This window comes from Kitasatospora sp. NPDC001175 (assembly GCF_053598215.1).
In genome coordinates, this window is sequence record NZ_JBSFJU010000051.1 from 39,636 (window position 1) to 61,126 (window position 21,491).

Sequence of the window (21,491 nt, forward strand, 5' to 3'; positions counted from 1 at the left end):
GAAGCAGATGAGCTACAGCGACGAGGGCTACTTCCACGAGCCGTGGGGCCCGGAGTACGTCCAGCCGGCCCCGGCCGACTGCCCCGGCTGCGGGTGCTGCACGGCGCGGCTGTGCAAGCAGGCCAAGAACGTCAGCGGCTTCACCCAGCCCGACTTGGCCGGCGCGACGGGTATCCCCTGTGAGTACCTGGTCGACAACCGCGACCGGGAGGCTGTCGACCAGGTCCGCGGTTGCCCGTGCACGGCGGGCATGCCGAGGAAGCCGGAGCCGGCGGCGGAGTAGGCCGCCGAGGCATTCGAGATGCCCTCTGGCTGCCGGGGGCGTTGCGGTCGCTGCGCAGCGCCCCGGGGCAGGTAGTTACGCCAGCCAGCAGTAGACCCGCTGGCCGCGTCCGGTGGCGGTGCGGGCCAGCGCGGCTAGACCGCTCAGGATCTCGGCTATGGGACCCGCCTCGAAGTCGTCCCCGTCCTGAGCACGCTCCCGCACCCACTGCTCGGACACCGCAGCGAGCCGAGAGGGCGACGCATACCTCAGCGCCACGTGGAGATGTCCCGACACAGCGAGGACTACGCTGCGCTGCTCCTCGTCGTCATCGGTGTGGAGGAGGAGATGGTCGTCGTAGTGTCCAGTGAGGAGGTCTTCCCATTCGATGAGGTCTTCCAGATCGAGGTTTTCGCAGGCCATCGATTCGAATGCGTGACCCGGCCCGCAGTTCAGCACACTTGTGGCGGACTGGTGATCCGGTGCGATGAAGAACTCCACGATGTTGCTCACCGCTGCATGATGCCTGGACTGTCACGAGACGTACAGCGAGATCGTATGGAACAGGCGCTGGCTGGATCGCGCCGCTGCCCGTTCACGGCTGGGCTGCCCAAGAAGCCGGGCGGGCCGATGTGATGGCGCCGGGTCGACCGGCCTCCCTACCGGCCGGTCGACCCGGAGTACCCACAGTGGTAGACGAATTCGCCGGTGGGCATGGGCGAGGGGATAGCCGAGCGGCACGACTCCGGGATCTGACTCCAGCCGTCCAGCTCACCGCTTCGGGAGTCGTCCTGGATCGCGAGTGTCAGGCCTCCGCCCACGAGCATTAGCACGACCCACAGCCCAACGGCCCACTTCTGCAGCCGAGTCACAGCTTCCCCCTCCGTGTCGGTGGTCAGTCTACGGACCGACATCGCAGGCTCCTCCCGGAGACCATCATCTCGCCCGTCACGTGGTCGAGTTGGATGCCTCCCGGCGCATTACCGCAGCGCCGGCATGCCCGAATTCTCAGGACAGTCACTCATCAACCAGGAGGAATTGACAATGAGGATCCCCGATGAGGGCCTGTGCGCGATGTGCGAGGAGACCATCCAGCTGCGCCGCGACGGCACCTGCTACGTCCACCCGCGGCCCTACGTGCCGGACGCCCCGATCGTGTTCACGCTCAACGACGCCCGGGCGGTTGCGAACACCAACTGCCCCGCCTCCCGTCAACACCCCGCCGTGCGACTAGAGATGACGTTCGCCCGCTGGCTCCACGCCCACCACCGCCGACGCGACGCCTGCACCAACCCGCTCACGTACCTGGCGCAGCGCGTGTTCCAGCCCTGCGCGGGCACGCCAGCCCGGACGCCTGCGGACGTGACGTGGGCGAGCCCGGAGGAACTGCACCTGGTGCTGCGCGGCAAGAGCCACAACTGCGACTGGCTGTGCGGCTACATGGAGCAAGCCGCAAAGGAGTTCGAGAAGTGCACGGCGGCAGCGGCGGCATGATGGCGAGCGCAGGTTGTGCGGCCATCTGGTCAACTCGCCGCCGCACCATTTCCTCCTCACCAGCTCGCTTTTGCATGACTTCCGAGTGCCGAGGGCTCCGAACCTTCGTTTCGTGTGGTACATGCGTTTGCTTTGAGGCAAAAGGTGCAAGCTGGGATATTTCTAGCTATGTGGCCGATCTTTGGGATTTCATCATTTCGTTGGCGGCCAATGGGCGGGTGTGCTAACTTCCCTCAACACGACATGACTCTCCGTCAGACGCGTTCCGCTTCGATCATTTTCTAAATTTGAGCGCTCTGCTTTGCATGAGGTGAATTTTGGTACGTGTTCTCAAGAGAGTGGCCCGGGGCTTGTCTCCTGTGCCTCTCATCATGGCATTAGTCTTTTCAGTGGGAGCGATTCCCGCCGAGGCGGATGACTCCGTGGCCCCCGACAGCGGGTACAGTATCGCCGAGGCCGATTCGAACGCTCCTGACATTGACTTCTTTGCGCAGGATCCAGATGAGGATCCTGGCGGCGGCGTTCAGGTGCGGCAGGAAATCATGCCCGACTGCCCACAAGCGCAAGCTCGTCCAGATGGGTCGTACCTGTGCATTAAACTGGGAAATCCCATAGAGCACGCCTTGCCGCAGAACAGCTTGGGCGGAATCTCAATGCCCTGGTGCGACAATAGGGCAACGACCGGCTTTACTAGGTTCGAGGGCTGCATAAAGTGGGCTCGACCAATGGAGGTCTGGCTCTTTAAATTGGCTCCGACCGTTCCGCTTGGCCATGCTACTTTCCTTGCGGAACAGCGCATTAAGCTGAGCTATGACTCGGTCAACTGGGATACGTCCCTTACCCTGGTTCCGACGCAAATTGACCAGCCAGTCACGCCACTCACTCTAAGCTTTCGTGCAGATTGTGCACCGCAGTGCCAAGCGATTTCGCAGCGCTGGGTGGGAACAAGGGGTGAGCCGGTCAGCCAGACGTGGACATCCGAAACCGACGTGCACGCGGCCACTGTCTATCAGAGCCTCGGATGGACCGGAAGTGCGACCCGCAACAGCCATGATGAGATTGATGTTGCTTACACGATGTCAGGGATGACACCAGTGGCGCAGGCGCCGGCGTCGATCTCCTTTGGCAATAGGCTGGCCACTGTGCGCTGCGACAACCAGGTAGGAAAAACTGCTGGCTGTGCCTTTCGGCGGATCGCCCCTACCTTTACTGTCAATGGCGCTAAGTACCCACAAGCTCAGGCATTCTATGGCCTGGAGCAGGCATACTTCGGCTCTGGCCTGAAGCAGCTCAAAAAGACGCTGCGAAAGGATTCAAAGAACGGGTCTGCGAATCGCGCAAAACTTTGCAATTCGACCTTCAGGCCCGATCCGGACGTCCCTGATACTTCATGCGACGAGTACCCGTTCGCCGTAACCCAGGAAAGTGGCAACGGAGTTACAGGCGGCGAGGATTGCCTGCAGTTCACCACCTATAGAGGTTCGCACGGCCAGCTGGTGGTCGGTTCCGATGAACGGTACCCCTTCGCTCCGTCATCGACAGCCCAGTGCGGGCGGGCAAACATTGAACTGACTCAGAACAGTGGCGCCGGTGGAGATTTGGGGCGCTTTACGCAAAGCATGCGACTGTTCGATGATGACGAGTACTATGTTGAAAGCAACGCCAAACGATTTATGTCTGGAGGGAAACTTCGGCATATTCCAGATAGGGACGCGTTCAACGGGGCTAAAATCGTCCATCTGACCACCCAGCCTACTCCCGGCATGCCTTCAATGGTTTCAAGTGCGTCAATTTATATTCCCGCAGGGAACTATAGGTGGAGCTGGAAGCTCATCATTCCGAATACTGGCAACAATTCGGTCCCTGGAAGCTTCATATCAGAGGATATCCATATAGCGGCCGGATGGTATGCATGGAATGACGTCCTCATGCCGAAATCTGGAACCTATAGGTATAGCGGTAGTTTGAGCTCGCCGCAGAACCTTTACGAGCCCGCTTCTATGGAATTTTCCGTGCCAGCGGACGGTGAATACTGGATGGAAGGGGAGCTTGCCCCCGTGTAGCAGGCGGAGCTTGATGCATTAGAGCCAGTGAACCTGCTAGTATGGCAGGTTCACTGGCTTTGGTGGCATATAGGACTCGGCAGGGAAGGTGGAATGCCTGATGGCGGGAAACGGGTTGCGGTGGATTCCAGCGGAATATGATCTGGGGTTCTTTGTCATCTTTGCGCGAGATTTGTCCCCTGTGGAGCTGTTGTCTCGGCTGGGAGTGGCGACGGACTCCGCGGTCCCTCTAAGCCGCGAGGCCGTCGAGCGTGAAGAAATCCAAACGGGTGATCCCTATATTCGAGCAGGCTGCAGCGAGGGGTGGAGTTTTGGCTTGAGGAGCTGGGGGCCTCACGGCGACTTGCGCAGCATTGCGGAGCAAGTATCGATGGGGACGGAAGCGGTAATCCTTCTCAATGCCGGTGATGCTACTTCAGAATTTATCTACGGCAAGGAGGGGGAGGTTGTATGTAAATTTGACGGTCATCTTCCTGGTTATCGTTCGGGGAGTGAGCCTGATTTGCTCCTGCTGGCTATGATGCGGCTGGGAATGCTTGCAGAGCCTGAACCTGAAATTTCAGGAGTAGATGCCGTTCTAGCCCTGGCCGAGGCTTACTTCTCGTTGAATCTTCCTTGCGACCTCGTAGAGTCCGGCGAGCTGATCGCCGGGAGGATCCAGGCGCTTTAGGTGAGGCGTGACGTCGGCTGCAATCGTGGAATAAGGTCCATGATTGCAGCCAATGGGCGCTAAGCGGCCTGATTGGCTCACGTCGATTGCGGCTCGTACAGCAGATGCTGCCATGTAGTCAGCCCAGCAGATTGGGCGGCGGATTCTGGGTCATGAGCTGACACGCCGAAGGTGGCCGTCTACCAGCGAGTGGCCCGGATGGCCGACAGGCCCCAGAACCCGCAGCAGCAGGCTGCCGAAGCGTGGGCCGCGGCCGAGCATGCTGGCTACGAGGTTGTCGAGGTCGACGGTGCCCGTCTCGACGACGTGGACGTCGTCGACTGACCGCTGCACGGCCGTGCCCCGCCGTGAACCGGCGGGGCGTTGCCGTGCCCGAGGCTATTTACCGGCCTCGACCTTCGCCGCGTCCTGCTCGACCGTCGCGAAGTCCTGCTGCATCTCGGCGATGTCGGCCTGGATCCTCCGCCGGGCCTGCTCGTCTCCCGGGCCGCCCACGTCGAGGCCGTCGTTCGCGAGGCCGGCGACATCGGCGGCGAGGATGCCGTTGTCGTCCCGCCAGTCACTGATCGACGACGGCTCATCGCTCGCGTCGAAGTAGCCGTCGGCTTGCTTGAACGCGTCGATGCCGGGCTGCGCGTCGGTGGCGGCTCTCTGGTACCAAGTGTGGAAGGCGTCGAAGCTGCCGTCCGTGCCGCGGGCGGTGATGACGTCGACGCCCTTGTTGAACTCGTCCTGGTAGTACGCGTCGTTGGCGCGGAGGATCGTGGCGGCCTTCTTGCGGGCATCGGCGGGGGCAAGGGTGGGGCTGGGGAGGGTTGGTAGCTGGCCGGCGGCCGTGGCCTTCGAGGGGGAGGGCGCGGCCGGGCTTGGGGCGCTACTGGTTGGCTCGGGGCTGCTGGTGGCTGGGGGAGCGCTGGGGGCGGGCGCCGCGGCGGACTGGTCGCCGACGCCTTTGCCGTCGCTGATGATGGCGTTGCAGCCGCCGATGATTCCGAAGGCGGCGAAGATTCCGAGGGTGATCTTCGCGCCTCGGGGGATGCCGGACTTCGGTGGAACGGGCGGGACGGGCGGCGCCGACTGGGCCCAGGTTGGCGGCTGGTGGTTGCTCATGCGTGTCCCTCGGGAGGTTTGGTGATGTTCGGGGACAGGCTGGCAGGGAACGTGCGGGTGTCGCGGGGGAGTTGCGGACTCGTTACGGGCCCTGGCGGGGCCTGTGTGGCGTTTTCGCCGCATGAATGCCCCGATGGGCATGCCCTGGTGTGATCAAGCGCCAGGGGTGCCCTCTGGTCGCCTAGGCGTGCGAGCAGTTGAGTCGGCGGCTGTCCGGTCAGTCTCCATCCCCCGCGGGGGCAGTCGAGTTGGACCTTGCGTACGATTCAGTGGCGCGGACCACGAGACAGCATGGGGCCATGGTCACGTCTGGGACACCGACAGCCGCTGCGGCCTCCGAGAGCCAGCCCCCTGCCCGTTGGGTGGTCCGAGTCGCGCACATTGCGGCGTCCGGGTCGAATCGTGCCACCGGATCGCTCAGCGCAGGTACGTCTTCTGCCATTCGAGGGAGCTCATCGTCAGAGCCGCCTCGGCCAGGGCGCGTGCCGATGGGGTCTTGAGGCTAGCGAGGCTGTTGTCGATCCACGGCTGGACGTTCTGATAGCCCTGTTCGCGGTACTCGATGGCCTGGATCAGACATTCGAGCTTGTCGGCATCGCGGGAGATCACCGCCTCGATGGAGTCGCCGTTCTCGTGCTCCTCGATGATCTGCTGGACCCCATCGCGGACCGCCGGGTGCGCAGCAGCGAACTGATCGGCCGTCACTTTCTCGTTACTCGCCGCCTGGAGGTACCGCCGACCGATGTGCGGGATGTCGCCTACCCGGGTCTCCTGCGTGTCGTGGAACAGACACATGAGTGCTGCCTTCGCTGGGTCCGCCCCCTCCATCAGCGCGAGGACGGCACCGATAATGCCGGCCCGGAAGCTGTGCTCCGCGATCGTCTCGGGGTCTTTGACGCCAGCGATCCACCAGCCGGACCGTTTAGCCCGCTTGAGCATCCCGACCTCCAGCAGGAATCCCGCAGTGCCCGTCGCGTGGGCCGCCTCTTCCGTCATGTGATGCCTCCGGTTCCCATCAGTTGGGTCGTTTCAGAAGGTATTGCACCGCCCCGAGGTCGCGCCGGGACCTCGCCGAAATGACCTTGCCGTCGAGCAGCTGTGTGCTACGGTCCTCGATCCTTTCGGCTAAGCAGCGGTCCGCCAGGGGGATCCACGGATGCGCGGTCAGGATCGCCCACATCGAGTGCACGTACAGGTCGACCGAGCCTGGCGTCTCGTGGAGGCCCTCGACAAGCAGGCGAAGCAGTGTCAGTGGATTCCACTGGGACAGCTCGCGGTCGCGCATGAACCGATCGTTGGACTGTGTTGAGGGGAGGGCCCCGAGCCAGTACGCCCAATAGTTGAGGTTGGCCGCCTCCCCTGTGTCGTCGTCCACCAGACTCCGGTCGATGAAGTCCCACAGCGCCTGCGGATCGCCCTGGCGGGCGAGGACGGTGGCAGTGGTTCGAGCTTCCACCCAGCGGTCGGACCATCCGCGTACCGCCAGGGCGCCGCGGAGATTCCCGAGGACGTGGCTGGCCCACTCCTGGGCGTCTCGGCTCGGGTCGTACGAGGCGAGGTATAGGGCCTGACGCCGCAGCAGGTGCGCGCTATCGCCGGCGCACTGAGCCGTTTCGGCAATGAGCCGCAGATGGGTGAAGAACTCGGCTCGGTCAGTGGCGGTGAGTCTCGGCCCAGTTGGTACAGGGCCTCGGCGAGGGCGCTCGGGACGTCCGACGATCGCCGGCGGCGGGATGTCGCGAGCTGCCCAGGCCACCATGTGAGCGGTCTCGCGGGTCTGGACCCACAGGGCAAGGGGATGGAGATCGAGGCTGGCCGGTGGGTGGAGGAAGGCCGTGATGATCCTGTCAGCGTCCATGGCCGCATCCAGGAGCTGTACGAGCTGTTGGCTCGCGCCGAGCGCCAGGATTCGGCGGCGCAGCGTAAGGAGAGCACCTGCCTTCATGTTCGCCAGCGGTCGGCGGCCGGACTCCCAGCCCTGCACCGTTCCCAGGTCCACTTCCAGGGCCTCGGCCAAGCCGGTCTGGGTCAACGGGGTGCTCTCTCGGATCAGCCGAAGGAGGTAACCCGCGACGATACCGATGCTCGCCGAATGCCGACTCTCCTGGTTCGCCATGCCATCCCCACAGCCTCGGTGAGCCTTTAACACGTACTGCCGGTGAGTCCTTCTTGCCGCAGGCGCGCCATACGGTCGTGACATGGCCCGTACTGGCTGTGGAGGCCAGAGCGGACCTTCAGATTGGCACCAAATTAGCTTCGCTGTCCGCGAGTTGGCTTAACGATCGACCGCTGGTGGCGCGCGCCACCATCAAAGGCGCCCCTCTGTCACCGGCTCCATCAAAAGCACTGGCAGATTGGATCAGCTCCCATGGAAAAAATCCTGGTCACAGGAGGAGCCGGATTCATCGGCTCACACCTCGTCGACCGGCTCCTCCAGGCCGACGACATCACCCAGGTCACCGTGCTGGACGCACTCACCTACGCCGGCGACCTGCGCAACCTCGACACCGCTAAGACCTCCCCGAAGCTGCGGTTCGTCCAGGGCGACATCCGCGACTCCCAGCTCGTCAACAACACCATGCTCGGCCACAACGCCGTCGTACACCTGGCCGCCGAATCCCACGTAGACCGCTCCCTGCGCGACGCGGGCAACTCGGTAGCCACCAACGTCATGGGCACCCAGACCGTCATGGACGCCGCCATGCGGTGCGGCGTACAGAAAGTCGTCCACGTCTCCACCGACGAGGTGTACGGGCCGCTGCCGACCGGCTCCGCGCTGGAGAGCGACCCGCTGCGCCCCACCGTCCCCTATGCGGCGAGCAAGGCCGCCAGCGACCTGATCGCCCGCTCCTACCACGTCACCTACGGCGTGCCGGTGTGTATCACCCGCAGCAGCAACAACTTCGGGCCACGCCAGCACCCCGAGAAGCTCATCCCGTTCTTCCTCCGCAAGCTCCTTCACGGCCAGCCGGTGACCGTCCACGGCCACGGCCAGCACATCCGCAACTGGCTCCACGTCCAGGACAACTGCCAGGCCCTCGAACTGGTGCTGCGCCGCGGTGTGCCCGGCGAGATCTACAACATCGGCGGCGGCACCGACTTGACGACCATCGAGCTGACCACGCTGCTGCTTCGTGCTGTCGGGGCCGACTGGGACGCCGTGACGTTCGTCCAGGACCGCACCGCCAACGACATCCGCTACGCCCTGGACTGGGGCAAGGTCGCCGCGCTCGGCTTCCAGCCGCAGCGGGACCTGGAAGCCGCTCTCGCCGGGACCGTGGACTGGTACCGCAGCAACCCGGACCGGTGGGCGACGCTGTCGCAGGTCTCTGCCTCTCCCACGGCGACTCTCACAGTCTCCGCTTGACGGCGTTCGTTCACAGAAAGGCAGCCATCGTGATTCCCGCTTTCGACCGGCCCGACGCCACCCGCAACGCCAGCCCCTACCTGTACGGGAAGGAATCGCAGGCCGTCGCCGCAGTCCTGGACAGCGGCCACTACGGGCACACCGATGTCACCGAAGCCTTCGAGAGGGGGGTGGCTCGCTTCCTCGACGTCCCGGACGCCATCGCGGTCTCCTCCGGAACGGCCGCCCTCCACACGGCCCTCGTCGCCGCCGGAGTCGGACCGGGCTGCGAGGTCATCGTCCCCTCCATGACGTTCTGCGCGACCATCCAGGCGATCCTGGCCTGCGGCGCGAATCCCCGCTTTGTGGAGGTCGACCCCGGCACCTTGTGCGTGTGCCCGGAGGATGTGCTGAACAATCTCTCCAAGACCACAACGGCGGTTATGCCCGTCCTTTTCGGAGGCAGGGCCGTCGACCTGGCTCCCATCCAGGACCTGCTGGCCGAACGCCACATCACCGTGATCGAAGACGCGGCCCACGCATTCGGCTCCTGCCTCGACAGCCAGCGCGTCGGCGCCGACCCGGCTGTGATCACCTGCTTCAGCTTCGGGCCGATCAAGAACCTCACCTGCGGCCAAGGCGGAATGATCGTCCCCCGTACGCCAGATGAAGCGCAGAAGATCCGCGACCTGCGCATGCTCGGCGTGGTCGAATCGGCAGCCGAACGAGCCACCTCCACCGCCTACCAGGTGAAGACCGCCGGATTCCGCTACCAGATGTCCTCGATCAACGCAGCGATCGGCAACGCCCAACTACCGCACTTCGCTGGCACGGAGGCCGACCGTAAGCTGCTGTGGCGGACCTACCGGGACTCCCTCAACCACGTAGACGATGTCACGCTGGTGGACGTGGACGTCGATCACTCGGTGCCGCACCTGTGTGTGGTACGAGTGCCCCACCGTGACCAGGTCTTCCGCCACATGAAGAGCCAGGGCATCGCAGTGGGCGTGCACTACCCGCCCAACCACCTCCAGCCCGCGTTCGCACCGTGGAGCCGGCAGCTGCCCATGACCGAGGAGATCAGTCGGCAGATCATGTCGCTGCCGTTCCACCAGCATATGGACGGGACCGATGCGCACCGCGTCGTCACGGCCCTGGAACAGGCCCTCGCTGCCGTCGGGGCCGGACGATGAGGCGAGCGGCTGTCCTGGGAAAGGGCTCGCTCGCGGCCCATGCGTGCGAGGCTATCGCCGATCTGCCCGGTACCGCCCTGGACACGGTGATCCCGAACGCCGTCGAGCCGGAATGGGACCTTCGCCTCTCCGACTACGTGGCCGAACGCTGGCCCGAGACCCGCATCATTCGATCGGGGGACTGGCGGGACCTGGAACCCGGCCGGTGCGACCTGGTGTTCAGCGTCCTCTACGACAAGATCATCGGTCCGAGCCTAATCAACACCACCCCGCAGATCATCAACTGCCACCCCGGCCGACTTCCCCGATACAGGGGCGCACGGCCGGTGAACTGGGCACTGGCCAACTGCGAACAGCTACACGGCATCACCATCCACGCCATCGACACCGGCATCGACTCCGGCCCCATCCTCGCCGAAGCCGTGTTCTCCATCTGGCCGGACACCGACGAGGTCAAAGACGTCTGGGACCGGGCCATGCGCTACGGGCGGCAGCTCATCTCGGACACGCTGCCCCGGCTCGACCACATCGTTCCCAGGCCACAGGACCACTCCGAAGCCGTCACCCACTACAGCCGCGACAACACCGCGCTCGGCTACCGCAGTGACTGGACGAGGGCGGCGTCCGCCAACCAGGTCTGACAGCGCACCCGTTGAAGCCCGAGGCATCGCCGCCTCGGGCTTCAACGCGCGACGGAAACCTCAGCGCCCGGCAACGGACAGGAGAACGTCCACCAGCCGCTCGGCAGCATCAGGCCGTCCCTGCGACCGTGCCCGCTGCGCCATATCGGCGCGGCGGGCCGGGTTCGCGAGCAGGGGGGCGACGGCCTCCTGCAGGCTGGCCGGGGACACCTCGCCGAGCATGGCGACTGCGGCGCCCATCTCCTGCAGGTGGCTGGCATTGTGCGCTTGCTCGTTGCCGGCGGAACTGGCGAGCGGGATGAAGACCGCTGCCTTGCCAAGGGCGGTCAGCTCGGCGATCGTGCCGGCACCGCTGCGGGAGATCACCAAGTCCGCCAACGCGAGCACATCTGGCAGCTCCGGGCCGACGAACCCAGTGACCAGGTAGCGGCTGGCCAGGTCGCCGGGGAGGGCTGCGGCTGCCTGCCGCAGGCTCTCCTCATGCGTCGGCCCGCACTGGTGGATCACGTTGGCGTAGGACAGTAGCCACGGCAGGATGTCGCGCACCAACCCGTTGATCTGGGCCGAGCCCTGCGCTCCGCCCGTGATGTACAGGGTGGGGCGGGTCCGGTCGAACGACCACAGGCCGAGAGCTGCGACTGCCTTGTCCGCGTGACCGGCAAGCACCTGAGGGCGCACGGGATTGCCGGTGACGACCGCCGCCCCGCGGGCCGACTCCGGCAGGAACTGCAGCGTGGACTCCGACGACACGGCGAAGCATGCCGCGGCGCGGGCAAGGCCCCGGTTGGCCAGTCCGAGGCGCACCGTCTGCTCGTGAACCACCAAGGGACGACGGCACATCCGAGCAGCCAGGCCCACCGGCACGGCGACGTAGCCGCCGGTGGCGAGCACCACGTCAGGGTGGAAGTCGGCAACGATGGAGCGGGCCTGGGCAACGCCGAGCGGCACGCGCCCCATGTCCTTGATGTTGGCCGGCGAGGCGAGCTTGAGCGGGTTGCGGGAGCGACGGATCTTGCCCGTGGCCACCGTGGTGAACGGGATCTGCTCGGCGGTTGTGACCTTGGCCTCCAAGCCGGTCGCGGTTCCGACCCACAGCACGTCCAGCGTCCTGCCGGCGGCTGCGAGTCTGGCCCGCAGGGTGTGCACCGCAGTGAGCGCCGGGTAAGTGTGGCCGCCGGTTCCCCCTCCCGTGACGATGAGCCGGAAGGGCTGCCCCGGATTGGGGAGGTTGACGGCACTGTTCACGGAGAACTCCCAATCTGGCTACACCCAGGGATCGATCTGTGCCCGAGGGTAACGCACTTGGGGTGGTACCTCGTTCGCGGCAACCTCCACTCAGCAGTGAAGAGGCCGGCCGCCTAAGGGATTTCAGGCCGCAGCCGACTCCTTGACGGCGTCGATCAACGCCTGCCACGTCTGAGCATGACACCCCTCAGCGCGGGCCTGCTCCCACAACGGATGCGCACGCACCGCAAGAGCCGCCTCCATATACGCGTCCCGAAGCCGGCCAAGCTCGGCGGTCTCCTCCTCATCCCACGACGCGCGAGCGATGACATCATCCGGGTGCAACTCGCGGCGGCGAGCCTGCGCCATGGCGCAGCACTCGCTGACCGCCAGCTCGGCAGCGGCGGTGACGCGGTGGAGGTCGACCAGGTCGTCGGGGAGAGGCAGAGCGTTCGGCACGGCGTCTATCGTACGGGCGCTCCGACGGCAGGCTCGTTGCGTTGCTGCGCATGCGGGCTCCGATGGTGACACGTGGGTTAGGCGGTGCCGACCGAAGGCTCAACCTCTATCTCGGCCTCCTGGTCTGCCTTGGCCTTGGCGCGTCGTCCGGTGGTGGCGCCCTTGGCGATTTGGTCGACGCGGCCGATGGACAGCCCGATTCTTTCGCCGATCTCGCGGAGGGTGAGTGTCTCGCGGAGCTTCAGGACGTCGGCGCGGCGTGTTGCTTGGAGCTGTGGGCTGGCGGTCTTGATGACGTCGAGGATCCCGGTGATGGCGCGTGCTCGTTGGGCCGGGTCGTCCATGGCGAGGGCATGGTCGATGGCGGTCTGGGTGAGTTCGGCCGGGGTGGGCTCCATGGGGGCATTCTAGACGCCTTGAAGATTCTCTTCTAGACCACTTGAGTTGATCTTATAGGGGTCTATAAACTCGACTCATGGACAACTCGACTCCCTCCACCAAGCCCAGCATCGCCGCCTACGAGGCCGCGATCGGCGGCATCCCTGAGTGCTTCGACAGCCTCACCGGCGATAGCATCCGCGAACTGTCCGAATACGCCGCCAGCCTCCAGAACGGCCGATACCCGGCAAAGGAAGCCGACGCCTTCATCCGCGCACACTTCGACATGCTGTCCACCTGGTACGACGCCCTCGACCAGCTCGACAGTGAGATCCGCGGCGACGTCGTCGAGGGCAGCATCCCCACGTGGGCGCAGCAGTACCTGAAGACCGAGGCCCACGCCCTGTTCGCCGCCCAGCAGGCGCTCCTTCGTGCCGTCGCCGAGTACCACCACGGCACCGCCGGGCCCCTCCTGGACCCCGAGTACGGATACGCCTACCAGCTTTCCAACAGTGTGCTCAGCCCGCTCTGAACTGACTTGGTGGCCGTTGCACGGCGGCCACCCCAACCCGAGGAGAGACCACTATGGGCTACACCACCGAATTCACCGGCCACGTCACCATCACCCCGCCCCTCAACCCCACCGAGATCACCTACCTGCGGAAGTTCGCCGACACCCGCCGCATGAACCGCGACAACGGCCCGTACTTCGTCAACGGCGGTGCCCCCTACGGCCAGGCCCACGACCCCGACATCCGCGACTACAACCGCCCCCCAGAGGGCCAGCCCGGCCTCTGGTGCAAGTGGGAACCCAACGACGATGGCACCGCCATCGAATGGAACGGCATCGAGAAGTTCTACGACGCCACCGAGTGGATGGCCTACCTGATCGACCACTTCCTTAAGCCCAGCGGCCACGCCCAGGGACAGCCCGGGTTCGAGAAGTTCACGTTCGACCACGTAGTGAACGGCACGATCGACGCCCAGGGCGAAGACCCCTGCGACGTGTGGCAACTGACTGTCGCCGGCAACGTCGTGAGCAGCACCGAGCAGTAACCGCCCGCGCCCGGCCGGCACGCCACCGGCCGGGCCACCCGGCAACGAGCAGCACATGACCAGCCAGATCAACTCCGAGAGACTCACCCCGAGCCACAGCAGGAGCCGCTGTCCCTACTGGGAATCCCTCCATGGCGGCCCGCCCGCCACATGCAACCGCGGCTGCTCGCAAGAGCCCGCCTGCATCGTGAACTCCTGGTACATGGACGGGAACTGGGAGGACGAGGAAGACCACGACGACTGCGACGAGGAGTGCTTCGGCATCCACCGCGGCGCCGACGGCGAACACCAGGATTGTGACGGCCGGCCCATCTGAGGAGCAGCAGTGACCACCAGTTATCCCGAAGATGCCGCCTACAACGTCAGCTACCGGGCGTACGCCCAAGCCAGCAACGAGTTCACGGCAGCGCACCCCGAGTTCGACCTGTGGCAAGCCACCCCGGAGGAGCGCGCCGTCCACGACGCATACGTCGGAGCCCGCATCGACGAAATCATCGCCATCATCAAGGAGCAGCAGTGATCCAGCCAGGCCGGACCTACCAGCAGTGCGACTCGCGAGTCATCGTTCCGACCCGGATTCGCATCGACAAGATCGACGCCGACCGCGCCGATTTCACCTACCTCACCACCAACCGCCCCGGCGTGATCCACGGCGCCATCCGCCTCAACCAGCTCCACGACTCCCCGACCACCCGTGACGGCAGGCCTCGCCGCACTGGATACGCCCTGGAGCAGCAGTGACCACCACCCGAGAAGGAGCAGCCGTGACCACCGCCTACGACGGAAGCATGCCGCCCGCCGATGGCCGGTTCTACTACTGGAGCCTCCGCGCCGGGGCCTGGGTCGAGAGCTCTGACTGCCCTGTGTGTGACGGCATCGAAGACTGCCACCAGATCGGCAGCCAGAACGACACTGTCACTGACCACCAATCAACCCGACAGGAGCAGCAGTGACCGACACCCGAGAGCGGATCAAGCTCTTCGACGAGATGCGCGCCATCCTGACCCGCGCCCAGGAGGAACGCCCTCACCGGCAGGGCTTCGTCGATGGCGAACTCGACTGGGTCCTGTTCGAGCGGGCAACCATGCTTGCTGCGGTCAACCAAGCCCGTGCCGAGCACGGCTTGCTGCCGGTACCGATGGAGTCGATTGCGCGGGCGGAGCAACAGGCCGTCGGCCACTCCGACTACTTCAAGAAGTTCGCCCTGTACTGCGCCGAACTCGTCCAGGAGCAGCAATGAGCGACGAAGCCGGGCGCAGCGCCCGCGAGCAGGCGGCCAGGCTCAGCCGCACCACACGCTTATCCACCCGGGCCCGGCTGACCGCCGCCACCGCCGGGACAGCCATCGGCGGGATCCTCGGAGCCGGCAGCCACCCCACCCTTGCCATCCTCACCGCCACCGCCGGTGGCGAACCCGCCTGGACACCGGCCTGACGCCGAGCCAGCGGCGTGTGCCTTCGGCTTCCCTCCACACCGCAACGGCGCAGTGAATCACTGTCCGGCGCTCGCTGAGAACCTGCACTACCCCATGGAACCCTGACACGCCATCGGTCGTCTACGTCCCTCGACAAGATGTAGACGAAATGGGGGCGATATGGGTGTAGTGCTACCAGATGAGCTGGTTTGGGTACTGGACCTGATCGGCGTTCAATGGCCGAACGTGGACGAGGACGAGTTCCGCGAGATCGCGGACTCCATGCGCAGCTTCGCCGACGAGATCGACAACGGCCGGGCCGACTCGCTCGTTGCCGTCCAGCGGATGCTGGCGGAGAACATCGGACCGGCCAGCGAAGCCTTCAGCGCCCATTGGGACAAGGTCTCCGGCAAGCATCTCCACAACCTCGCCGAAGGCGGCCGGCTGCTGGCTACCGCCCTGGACGGCGCAGCAGTACTTATCGAGGGCGCGAAGGTCGCCGCGGTCGCCCAGCTTGGCATCCTGGCTGTTGAGGTGGCGACAGCTCAGGCAGCTGCACCACTAACGTTCGGCCTGTCGGAAGCTGGCGCGCTGGGTGCGACCCAGGTGACACGCCTCGCGGTTCGCCGGCTCCTGAAGGAGGCCGAGCAAGAGATCGTCTCGCAGTTGCTGGCAGTGGCTGAGGAACCGGTCATCAACGCGCTGTCCGGCATGGCCACTGACCTTGCCCTGCAGCTAGCCGGAAACGCCGTCGGAGTCCACCAGGGCGTCGACTGGGGTTCGATTGCCGGTGCCGGCAAAGCCGGGGTGAAGGGCTCCCAGCTGGGTGCAGCGGTCACCGGGGGCTCCCGTGACTGACATCCGGCACAACTACGACGAGACGGACCGGCTCGCCAAGCGGATGGGCGAGCACGCCGATCATCTGGAGGCCACCGCCGGGGAACACACCCGCAATGCCAATCGCCGACTTGCCGGCACCCACGGCAAGGACCCGTTGGCGAACGCGGTGGTGGGTGGGTCATCGCGGATCCTCAAGGTCATCAAGGACGCCGAGAGGGAGGTGCGGCAGCATCTACGGGATGTGCAGAAGGGACTTGACCTGACCTCGCGTAACCATAAGGAGAACGACGAGGTATTGGCCAATATGATCAAGAAGATTCATGACAGATCGGAGGCGCAGGACAAGGCCCGGCTGGGAGAGAAGTGGAAGGACCGGGCCAAGGGGCCGGACCAGAGCCTCAAGCCGCATACGGTGACTCTCAAGTGGAAGCCGTTCATGTCGAGGACTGGGTTCGCGCGCAAGGCGCAGCAGATGCATGCCCTGGGCCGTCGGGGTGAGCTCTACAAGGCGTCGAACCCGGTTGATCGCGACAGAGATATCACGGATACCTACAAGGGTGCCGTGGTTCGTATCATCTATAGGGATCACGGTAAAACCGATCCGGAATTCGCTGAGGCTGCCGCCAGTGTGGCGAGGTCTATGCATCCGGACCATATCAACGAGCTGCAGACAGGAGGGCGGGATCACTGGGAGAACATTAGAATGTTGGACGGTAAAACGAATACAGACCTCGGAAATCATCAGACGTGGCCAAATATCAGAAAACTCAAAGACGGCACTCCGATTAAGGTGAAAGTCAGATGGAGGAAATGACCATGCGCGATCTCGAAAGCCTCATCACGACACTGCGCGACACCTTCAACAAGCATGCTCGCGAGTTGGAGCTGTGGACTCCGGCGATCCCCACGGGCGCTGACCCCCAGACGCTGGACCTGGACACCCCTCCTGGTGTCGCCGCATTGTTGTCTCTCAGCGACGGCCCCTACCTCGACCATTCGACCCAGATCTACAGCAGTGGCGACCTGTCGTGGCAGCAGGTCGCCGACAACCTGGTCGATGCGGAGCTTCCGGACGGCAGCACGCTCACTGATGCCTCCCGGTTCTTCTGCTTCGGCCAGGCCTGCCAGAACCCGCTCCTGGTCGACGTCACAGACGGAAGCGTGTGGCGGGTGCCAGACGACGGAGTGGTCTGGTACACCGGCTGCCGCCTGGAGCGCATCGCGGACAGCGTCGAGGAGTTCTTCATGGACTGGGTCGCCTCCCCGAAGTACCAGGACCTCGCCGGCCTCGACCCAGACGAGCTGGAGTCCAGCGATTGGTACCGTCTACTGCGATTGAGCGGTCTTGCTCCCCTGAGCTGAACCCTGCCCGAACCACTGACAAGCTGCCGAACTTAAAACCGGAGGAACCCTTGGCGACCCGCGCAGAACTGGTCGAGATCTTCAGCGAGGAGGGCGTGATCACCCTCCCCGTGGAGGAGTCGATCGCCAACAAGATCCCCGAGCAGGACGCGCGCTTGCTCGCGGAAGTGGGCCTGCCCGCCGCCCTCGACGTGCTCTTCACGCTCGGCGGCTCCAAAGAGCCCCGCGCCTTCACCATCCTGCCGGTCGACACCGGAGAATCCGTCGAGAATGTCCTGGTGCTCGGCAGCCCCACGGACGACTCGGAGATGCGCTACTGCCTCGACCTGGAAGACGGCTACGTCATCCTGCTCGACCTCGGAGAGGAACCGGCCGCCGAGATCGTCAACAGCTCGCTGGAAGACTTCATCGAATTCCTCTACCGATATGCCCTGCGCCTCAAGCACATCGTCGGCACCACCGACGAGCAGGCTGACAAGTACACGGAGCAGCTCCGCACCTACCTTGAGGCACGGGATCCGCAGGCCTTCGCGGATGACGAGGCCTGGTGGAGCATGGTGTTCCGTCGGCTGATGGGCGAGGAGTTCTGACCGCCGGCCAAAGGCCCGCGTGCCAGCAGCAGTCCCAGTGACCGGGGATCAGCAGTCCAAGGTGGCCGCATTCAACTCGTCGATCTGACGGAAGACCAGCAGAGCCCTGCCGTACGTTGCGGCAGGGCTCTTGTGTGTCTGGGGTCAGCCCCAGGTGGCGTCGTGGAGTGTCCAGATGCTGTCGTCAATGACGATCCCGCCGGTGTCGGTGAGGTTCCAGGCGGAGTCGTGAACGCCGCCCCATGTCGAGTCGTGGATGGCTGCGGGCATCAGGGCCTCCTGTGATCGTCCTGGGGGATCACCCTACTGATCGTCTTCGTAGTGTCCAGGGCTTTCCCGGGTGCAAAATAGAACATGTGAACGGACAGGATCACTGTCCAGACTGGTGCCACCCCGACCACTGCACCGCCCCCGCCCGCCAGGCCCTCGGCGCCCGTGACGGCGCGTAGGCCCCCGTTCGGGTCCTGACGGCAAGGCTGAGCCGGCAGTCAGGTGTCGTAGCCAGCTGGCAGACTGGCGTCATGACCGCACTTGAGGACTGGCGCGCCAATCTCCTGCAGACCATCGTGGAGCACGAAGCGAGCGACGCAGCCGCCCGCCGGAAAGCGCAGGCCGAGCACCGCGAGGCGACGACAGCCGCCAAAGCGACGTCGGCTGAGACCTCCGAATAGACCCATGACGACCCCGCACCCAGCCCACCACGGCCTGCCCGCCCTTTACACCGCCACCCTCGGCCTGTATCACGGTTCGTGGCGGATATGGGTCGACGACCCCGACGGCCAGACCGGGCCGACGCTCACCCTTGACGTGCCGGTCGTCTACGAAATCGCTGACCCCGACGGCCCCGGCCGCTACCTGATCGAACAGGAGCCCGCGTCGGCACCGGTACCGCCGATCGAAGCCGCCACCACCCTGCTGCCGAAGGCCGGCTACGTCATCGCACCCACCGCAGCAAGGGACCCGAAGACCTGGGCCGGCTGGACCCAGATCACCCGCGAGCACTGGACCGCACCATGTCAGCCCGCCGCACCCGGAGAGTCGTGCCTGTAGCGCGGCCACTGGCGGGTTGCGCGGCTATCGTGGCGGCCATCGACCGGCGTGACCTCGTCGCCGAGCTTTTCCAGCGTGTCCCAAGGCGCCGACCTCGGCCAGGACCCGGAGGCACTCCTCGGCCAGGATTAGCCAGCCACCCGTGGCACCCTCATCCTCGTCGACCGCGGCCGACAGGCCGCGCGTTACCCCTCGCTCCGCCGACTCGCCCGGGCCTTCTTCGCGACCGTCTTCTTCGCCGGCCGCTTCGCCGCTGCCTTCGGGTGCTCCTCCTGCGCCTTCTGAACCGCGGCCTCCAACACCGCCATCAGGTCCGTCACCCCAGCCGCAGGCGGCAGCACCCGGGCCTCCGGTACGTGCGGCGCCGGCAGACCAGCCATCCGCGCCTCCACCACCTCGCGCAGCGCCACCGTGTACTCGTCCTGCTCCCGATCAGGATCGAAGTCCGCCGAGATCGTGTCCATGAGCTGCCGGGCCAGGGCCACCTCCTCCGGGCGCAGCTCGATGGGCCGCAGCGCGATCCCTTCCGTGCCGCGAACCTCGTCCGGCCAGAGCAACGTTGTCATCGTGATCACCTGGTCGCGAACGTGCAGCACCGCCAGGCTGTCCCTCGTCCTCAGCGCTGTTCTCGCGATCGCCACCTGCCCGGATTCCGCGAGAGCGGCTCTGAGCAGTGCATATGGCCGCTCACCTCCTGGTGACACACCCAGGTAGTACGACTTGTCGTAGTGCAAGGGGTCCACGCGGCTCTCGTCTAGGAACCCGAGCACACGGATCTCCTTCGTGTCCGGCGTCGGTAGCTGCTCCAGATCCTGGCGCGAAAGCACGAGCGTCCCGCCGTCGGGCATCTCGACACCGCGGGCGATCTCGCCCTCGCTGAGTTCCCGGCCGTCGATCTCACACACTCGGCGCTGCCTCACCCTGCCTCCATCGGCCTCATGGACCATGTGGAGCGGGACTCGGTGCTGGGACGTGGCGGGGTAGACGCTGACCGGGATGCTGACCAGCGAAAACGTGATCATCTTCTTGGCGATAGCGCTCGGCACGGCGACCCACCTCCAGCAGCTCAGCCAGGCCAAGTCACAGGCTTCGGAGTGCCCGCTCACACGACCGGCACCGCCGGTCGTACAGCGCGGGCGGGTACCACGGCTCCCCGGGCCTGGCCGGCTGGTAGTGCGCGTGTTCCATCGCGTCCGTATCCAGCCCGCACAGCGTTCGAGGGAGCGGATCCTCCGGCGCGTCCGGATCCGCACCTGCCGCGTGCACGGCCAGCACGGCCGGCTCGACGTCCTCCGGGCCGATCGCCTCGTCCCGAGCGAGCTCCAATAGGACAATCGCACCGCCCATGTCTCGACGGTGCACCGCAGCGCTGGCGAGCGCACCCGGAGGGGCAGGCAGCGCCTAAATTTAGGCGGAGGTGCGCCACCTGGCTGGCGGAGCAGGTCTCGGATTTCGAGACCTGGCCAAGGCTGGTCGGTGCGGCCAGGCTGGCGCTGTGGCTCTCACCTACGAACGTTCATAGGTGCCCGGCTGTGAGGCACCGACCAAATTTGGGCGGCGGTTCGTGGCGGCCGCGCTCGGAACCTGGCCAGCGTGGCCAGGCCGGGGCTGCGAGCGAGCAGCCCCGAAATTTCGGGGGTGGTAGGTCGCTTCACCCAAATTTGGGTGAAGCGACCTGGCCGTGCGCTTCGTTGGCGCTCCGAGGTCTACCGCGCCGGGGTGCGGGCGGTCAGCGGGGCATCGCTACCACCTGCAAGATCTGGTAGGTAGTAGCGGGCTGTCGAGCCTGGACTGGTTGGTGGTGCCGTGGCTGACCACCGACCGAATTCGGGCGGTGGTTCGCGGCGGCCACCCTCGGAAGCGAGTCGGTGCCGCCGACGGGCGAAGGCAGTACCCACCTACGAAATTTCGTACCTGTGTTTGATGTGGGAACTTCACCCAAATTTGGATGGAGCTCAGGCCGTGTGCTCGTCGGCGCTCCGAGGCGTGCCGTGCCAAGACCTGGTGGTCCGCGAGGCATCGTGGCGACCTACAAGATCCGGTAGGTGGTGGCGGGTGCTAGCCTCGCGCTTTCACGAGCAGGGCTGTCCGAGGCGTGATCAAAAGACTGAGGAGTGCCGCTGACCTGCGACGATAGGGCTTGTCTAAGGTCCATGTCGTCGTCAAGAAAGCTGCACTCCTCAGGTGAAGAAGCGTACCGGGTTGTACCCGCGTGTCCGCGTCGAGGGCGGTGGCCGCGGGGCGGTCTCGCAGTCCGGCGCCGTGCTGCTGGTCGAGACCGCCCGCAAGACGGGGCTGGACGCGGCGTTGTCGGCGGCCTTGGCACCTTGGCGCAAGCA

Annotated in this window: 32 protein-coding genes and 1 pseudogene; 23 read left to right on the top strand and 10 right to left on the bottom strand. The window is 65.4% G+C overall.

Annotated elements, in window-relative coordinates:
• Positions 1-7 precede the first annotated feature (7 nt).
• Complete coding sequence (locus ACWDAK_RS29170) at positions 8-283, top strand: hypothetical protein (RefSeq protein WP_427395270.1); 276 nt, start codon at positions 8-10, stop codon at positions 281-283.
• Between the two features lie 75 nt (positions 284-358).
• Here the strand turns inward: ACWDAK_RS29170 and ACWDAK_RS29175 are convergent, their stop codons facing one another.
• Positions 359-775: a hypothetical protein gene (locus tag ACWDAK_RS29175; RefSeq protein ID WP_427395271.1), complete on the bottom strand. Its 417-nt coding sequence runs from the start codon at positions 773-775 to the stop codon at positions 359-361.
• 531 nt (positions 776-1,306) lie between these two features.
• On the opposite strand from ACWDAK_RS29175, the gene ACWDAK_RS29180 reads away from it, so the two are divergent.
• From ACWDAK_RS29180 to ACWDAK_RS29195, 4 genes are all read left to right on the top strand, one after another.
• Positions 1,307-1,756, top strand: a complete 450-nt coding sequence (locus tag ACWDAK_RS29180; protein ID WP_427395272.1) for a hypothetical protein — start codon at positions 1,307-1,309, stop codon at positions 1,754-1,756.
• Positions 1,757-2,127: 371 nt separating this feature from the next.
• The gene (locus tag ACWDAK_RS29185; RefSeq protein WP_427395273.1) at positions 2,128-3,819 is read left to right on the top strand and encodes a NucA/NucB deoxyribonuclease domain-containing protein; all 1,692 of its coding nucleotides are present in this window, start codon (positions 2,128-2,130) and stop codon (positions 3,817-3,819) included.
• Between the two features lie 100 nt (positions 3,820-3,919).
• Positions 3,920-4,489 (top strand): DUF6461 domain-containing protein, encoded by a 570-nt coding sequence (locus ACWDAK_RS29190; RefSeq protein ID WP_427395274.1) that lies wholly within the window; start codon positions 3,920-3,922, stop codon positions 4,487-4,489.
• Between the two features lie 198 nt (positions 4,490-4,687).
• A complete protein-coding gene (locus ACWDAK_RS29195; protein WP_427395275.1) occupies positions 4,688-4,813 on the top strand; it encodes a hypothetical protein in 126 nt (41 codons plus the stop codon).
• 54 nt (positions 4,814-4,867) lie between these two features.
• Here ACWDAK_RS29195 and ACWDAK_RS29200 read toward each other — a convergent pair whose 3' ends face one another.
• The 3 genes from ACWDAK_RS29200 to ACWDAK_RS29210 form a co-directional block, all read right to left on the bottom strand.
• Positions 4,868-5,599: a hypothetical protein gene (locus tag ACWDAK_RS29200; RefSeq protein ID WP_427395276.1), complete on the bottom strand. Its 732-nt coding sequence runs from the start codon at positions 5,597-5,599 to the stop codon at positions 4,868-4,870.
• A 417-nt stretch (positions 5,600-6,016) separates the two neighbouring features.
• Entirely contained in the window at positions 6,017-6,595 is a 579-nt protein-coding gene (locus ACWDAK_RS29205; protein ID WP_427395277.1) for an HD domain-containing protein, read from the bottom strand.
• A 19-nt stretch (positions 6,596-6,614) separates the two neighbouring features.
• Positions 6,615-7,715 carry a helix-turn-helix domain-containing protein gene (locus ACWDAK_RS29210; protein ID WP_427395278.1) on the bottom strand — a complete coding sequence of 367 codons (1,101 nt, stop codon included), beginning with the start codon at positions 7,713-7,715 and terminating at the stop codon, positions 6,615-6,617.
• A 252-nt stretch (positions 7,716-7,967) separates the two neighbouring features.
• Between ACWDAK_RS29210 and rfbB the strand changes: the two genes are divergently transcribed.
• From rfbB to ACWDAK_RS29225, 3 genes are read left to right on the top strand one after another with little or no spacing between them, the layout of a single operon-like run.
• On the top strand, positions 7,968-8,966 hold the full coding sequence (rfbB, locus tag ACWDAK_RS29215) for a dTDP-glucose 4,6-dehydratase (protein ID WP_427395279.1): 999 nt from the start codon (positions 7,968-7,970) through the stop codon (positions 8,964-8,966).
• 29 nt (positions 8,967-8,995) lie between these two features.
• Positions 8,996-10,138, top strand: coding sequence for a DegT/DnrJ/EryC1/StrS family aminotransferase (locus tag ACWDAK_RS29220; protein ID WP_427395280.1), 1,143 nt, complete (start codon positions 8,996-8,998; stop codon positions 10,136-10,138).
• Positions 10,135-10,779 carry a formyltransferase family protein gene (locus tag ACWDAK_RS29225; RefSeq protein WP_427395281.1) on the top strand — a complete coding sequence of 215 codons (645 nt, stop codon included), beginning with the start codon at positions 10,135-10,137 and terminating at the stop codon, positions 10,777-10,779. Before ACWDAK_RS29220 ends, ACWDAK_RS29225 begins: the two co-directional genes overlap by 4 nt.
• A 60-nt stretch (positions 10,780-10,839) precedes the next feature.
• Here the strand turns inward: ACWDAK_RS29225 and ACWDAK_RS29230 are convergent, their stop codons facing one another.
• The 3 genes from ACWDAK_RS29230 to ACWDAK_RS29240 all read right to left on the bottom strand — a co-directional run bounded on the left by ACWDAK_RS29230 (position 10,840) and on the right by ACWDAK_RS29240 (position 12,860).
• Positions 10,840-12,024: a UDP-N-acetylglucosamine--N-acetylmuramyl-(pentapeptide) pyrophosphoryl-undecaprenol N-acetylglucosamine transferase gene (locus tag ACWDAK_RS29230; RefSeq protein ID WP_427395282.1), complete on the bottom strand. Its 1,185-nt coding sequence runs from the start codon at positions 12,022-12,024 to the stop codon at positions 10,840-10,842.
• Positions 12,025-12,147: 123 nt separating this feature from the next.
• The gene (locus tag ACWDAK_RS29235) at positions 12,148-12,462 is read right to left on the bottom strand and encodes a hypothetical protein (RefSeq protein WP_427395283.1); all 315 of its coding nucleotides are present in this window, start codon (positions 12,460-12,462) and stop codon (positions 12,148-12,150) included.
• A gap of 77 nt (positions 12,463-12,539) precedes the next feature.
• Complete coding sequence (locus tag ACWDAK_RS29240) at positions 12,540-12,860, bottom strand: sigma factor-like helix-turn-helix DNA-binding protein (RefSeq protein WP_427395284.1); 321 nt, start codon at positions 12,858-12,860, stop codon at positions 12,540-12,542.
• A gap of 77 nt (positions 12,861-12,937) precedes the next feature.
• Here ACWDAK_RS29240 and ACWDAK_RS29245 point away from each other — a divergent pair, with 77 nt between their 5' ends.
• The 12 genes from ACWDAK_RS29245 (at position 12,938) to ACWDAK_RS29300 (ending at position 18,102) form a co-directional block, all read left to right on the top strand.
• Complete coding sequence (locus ACWDAK_RS29245; protein WP_427395285.1) at positions 12,938-13,372, top strand: hypothetical protein; 435 nt, start codon at positions 12,938-12,940, stop codon at positions 13,370-13,372.
• A 53-nt stretch (positions 13,373-13,425) separates the two neighbouring features.
• Positions 13,426-13,896 (top strand): hypothetical protein, encoded by a 471-nt coding sequence (locus ACWDAK_RS29250; RefSeq protein WP_427395286.1) that lies wholly within the window; start codon positions 13,426-13,428, stop codon positions 13,894-13,896.
• 55 nt (positions 13,897-13,951) lie between these two features.
• Positions 13,952-14,212 carry a hypothetical protein gene (locus ACWDAK_RS29255; RefSeq protein ID WP_427395287.1) on the top strand — a complete coding sequence of 87 codons (261 nt, stop codon included), beginning with the start codon at positions 13,952-13,954 and terminating at the stop codon, positions 14,210-14,212.
• Between the two features lie 9 nt (positions 14,213-14,221).
• The gene (locus ACWDAK_RS29260) at positions 14,222-14,416 is read left to right on the top strand and encodes a hypothetical protein (protein ID WP_427395288.1); all 195 of its coding nucleotides are present in this window, start codon (positions 14,222-14,224) and stop codon (positions 14,414-14,416) included.
• Positions 14,413-14,637 carry a hypothetical protein gene (locus ACWDAK_RS29265; protein WP_427395289.1) on the top strand — a complete coding sequence of 75 codons (225 nt, stop codon included), beginning with the start codon at positions 14,413-14,415 and terminating at the stop codon, positions 14,635-14,637. The genes ACWDAK_RS29260 and ACWDAK_RS29265 overlap by 4 nt, the downstream gene beginning before the upstream one ends.
• Positions 14,638-14,660: 23 nt before the next feature.
• Complete coding sequence (locus ACWDAK_RS29270) at positions 14,661-14,849, top strand: hypothetical protein (RefSeq protein WP_427395290.1); 189 nt, start codon at positions 14,661-14,663, stop codon at positions 14,847-14,849.
• Positions 14,846-15,136 (top strand): spore germination YkwD domain-containing protein, encoded by a 291-nt coding sequence (locus ACWDAK_RS29275; protein WP_427395291.1) that lies wholly within the window; start codon positions 14,846-14,848, stop codon positions 15,134-15,136. Before ACWDAK_RS29270 ends, ACWDAK_RS29275 begins: the two co-directional genes overlap by 4 nt.
• Positions 15,133-15,330, top strand: coding sequence for a hypothetical protein (locus tag ACWDAK_RS29280; RefSeq protein ID WP_427395292.1), 198 nt, complete (start codon positions 15,133-15,135; stop codon positions 15,328-15,330). Before ACWDAK_RS29275 ends, ACWDAK_RS29280 begins: the two co-directional genes overlap by 4 nt.
• Before the next feature lie 160 nt (positions 15,331-15,490).
• Positions 15,491-16,168: a WXG100-like domain-containing protein gene (locus tag ACWDAK_RS29285; RefSeq protein ID WP_449806510.1), complete on the top strand. Its 678-nt coding sequence runs from the start codon at positions 15,491-15,493 to the stop codon at positions 16,166-16,168.
• The gene (locus ACWDAK_RS29290; protein ID WP_427395294.1) at positions 16,161-16,964 is read left to right on the top strand and encodes a hypothetical protein; all 804 of its coding nucleotides are present in this window, start codon (positions 16,161-16,163) and stop codon (positions 16,962-16,964) included. The genes ACWDAK_RS29285 and ACWDAK_RS29290 overlap by 8 nt, the downstream gene beginning before the upstream one ends.
• 2 nt (positions 16,965-16,966) lie before the next feature.
• Positions 16,967-17,512 (top strand): hypothetical protein, encoded by a 546-nt coding sequence (locus ACWDAK_RS29295; protein ID WP_427395295.1) that lies wholly within the window; start codon positions 16,967-16,969, stop codon positions 17,510-17,512.
• 50 nt (positions 17,513-17,562) lie between these two features.
• Positions 17,563-18,102 (top strand): SUKH-4 family immunity protein, encoded by a 540-nt coding sequence (locus tag ACWDAK_RS29300; RefSeq protein WP_427395296.1) that lies wholly within the window; start codon positions 17,563-17,565, stop codon positions 18,100-18,102.
• 144 nt (positions 18,103-18,246) lie between these two features.
• Here the strand turns inward: ACWDAK_RS29300 and ACWDAK_RS29305 are convergent, their stop codons facing one another.
• Positions 18,247-18,372, bottom strand: a complete 126-nt coding sequence (locus tag ACWDAK_RS29305; protein ID WP_427395297.1) for a hypothetical protein — start codon at positions 18,370-18,372, stop codon at positions 18,247-18,249.
• A gap of 251 nt (positions 18,373-18,623) precedes the next feature.
• Here ACWDAK_RS29305 and ACWDAK_RS29310 point away from each other — a divergent pair, with 251 nt between their 5' ends.
• Both ACWDAK_RS29310 and ACWDAK_RS29315 read left to right on the top strand, forming a co-directional pair.
• A complete protein-coding gene (locus ACWDAK_RS29310) occupies positions 18,624-18,773 on the top strand; it encodes a hypothetical protein (protein ID WP_427395298.1) in 150 nt (49 codons plus the stop codon).
• Between the two features lie 4 nt (positions 18,774-18,777).
• Positions 18,778-19,152, top strand: a complete 375-nt coding sequence (locus ACWDAK_RS29315; protein WP_427395299.1) for a hypothetical protein — start codon at positions 18,778-18,780, stop codon at positions 19,150-19,152.
• A gap of 185 nt (positions 19,153-19,337) precedes the next feature.
• On the opposite strand, the gene ku is transcribed toward ACWDAK_RS29315, so the two are convergent.
• A complete protein-coding gene (gene ku / locus ACWDAK_RS29320; RefSeq protein WP_427395300.1) occupies positions 19,338-20,198 on the bottom strand; it encodes a non-homologous end joining protein Ku in 861 nt (286 codons plus the stop codon).
• A gap of 34 nt (positions 20,199-20,232) precedes the next feature.
• Entirely contained in the window at positions 20,233-20,499 is a 267-nt protein-coding gene (locus ACWDAK_RS29325) for a hypothetical protein (RefSeq protein ID WP_427395301.1), read from the bottom strand.
• 837 nt (positions 20,500-21,336) lie between these two features.
• Between ACWDAK_RS29325 and ACWDAK_RS29330 the strand changes: the two are divergent.
• A pseudogene (locus ACWDAK_RS29330) lies at positions 21,337-21,491 on the top strand (IS1380 family transposase); the annotation flags it as partial.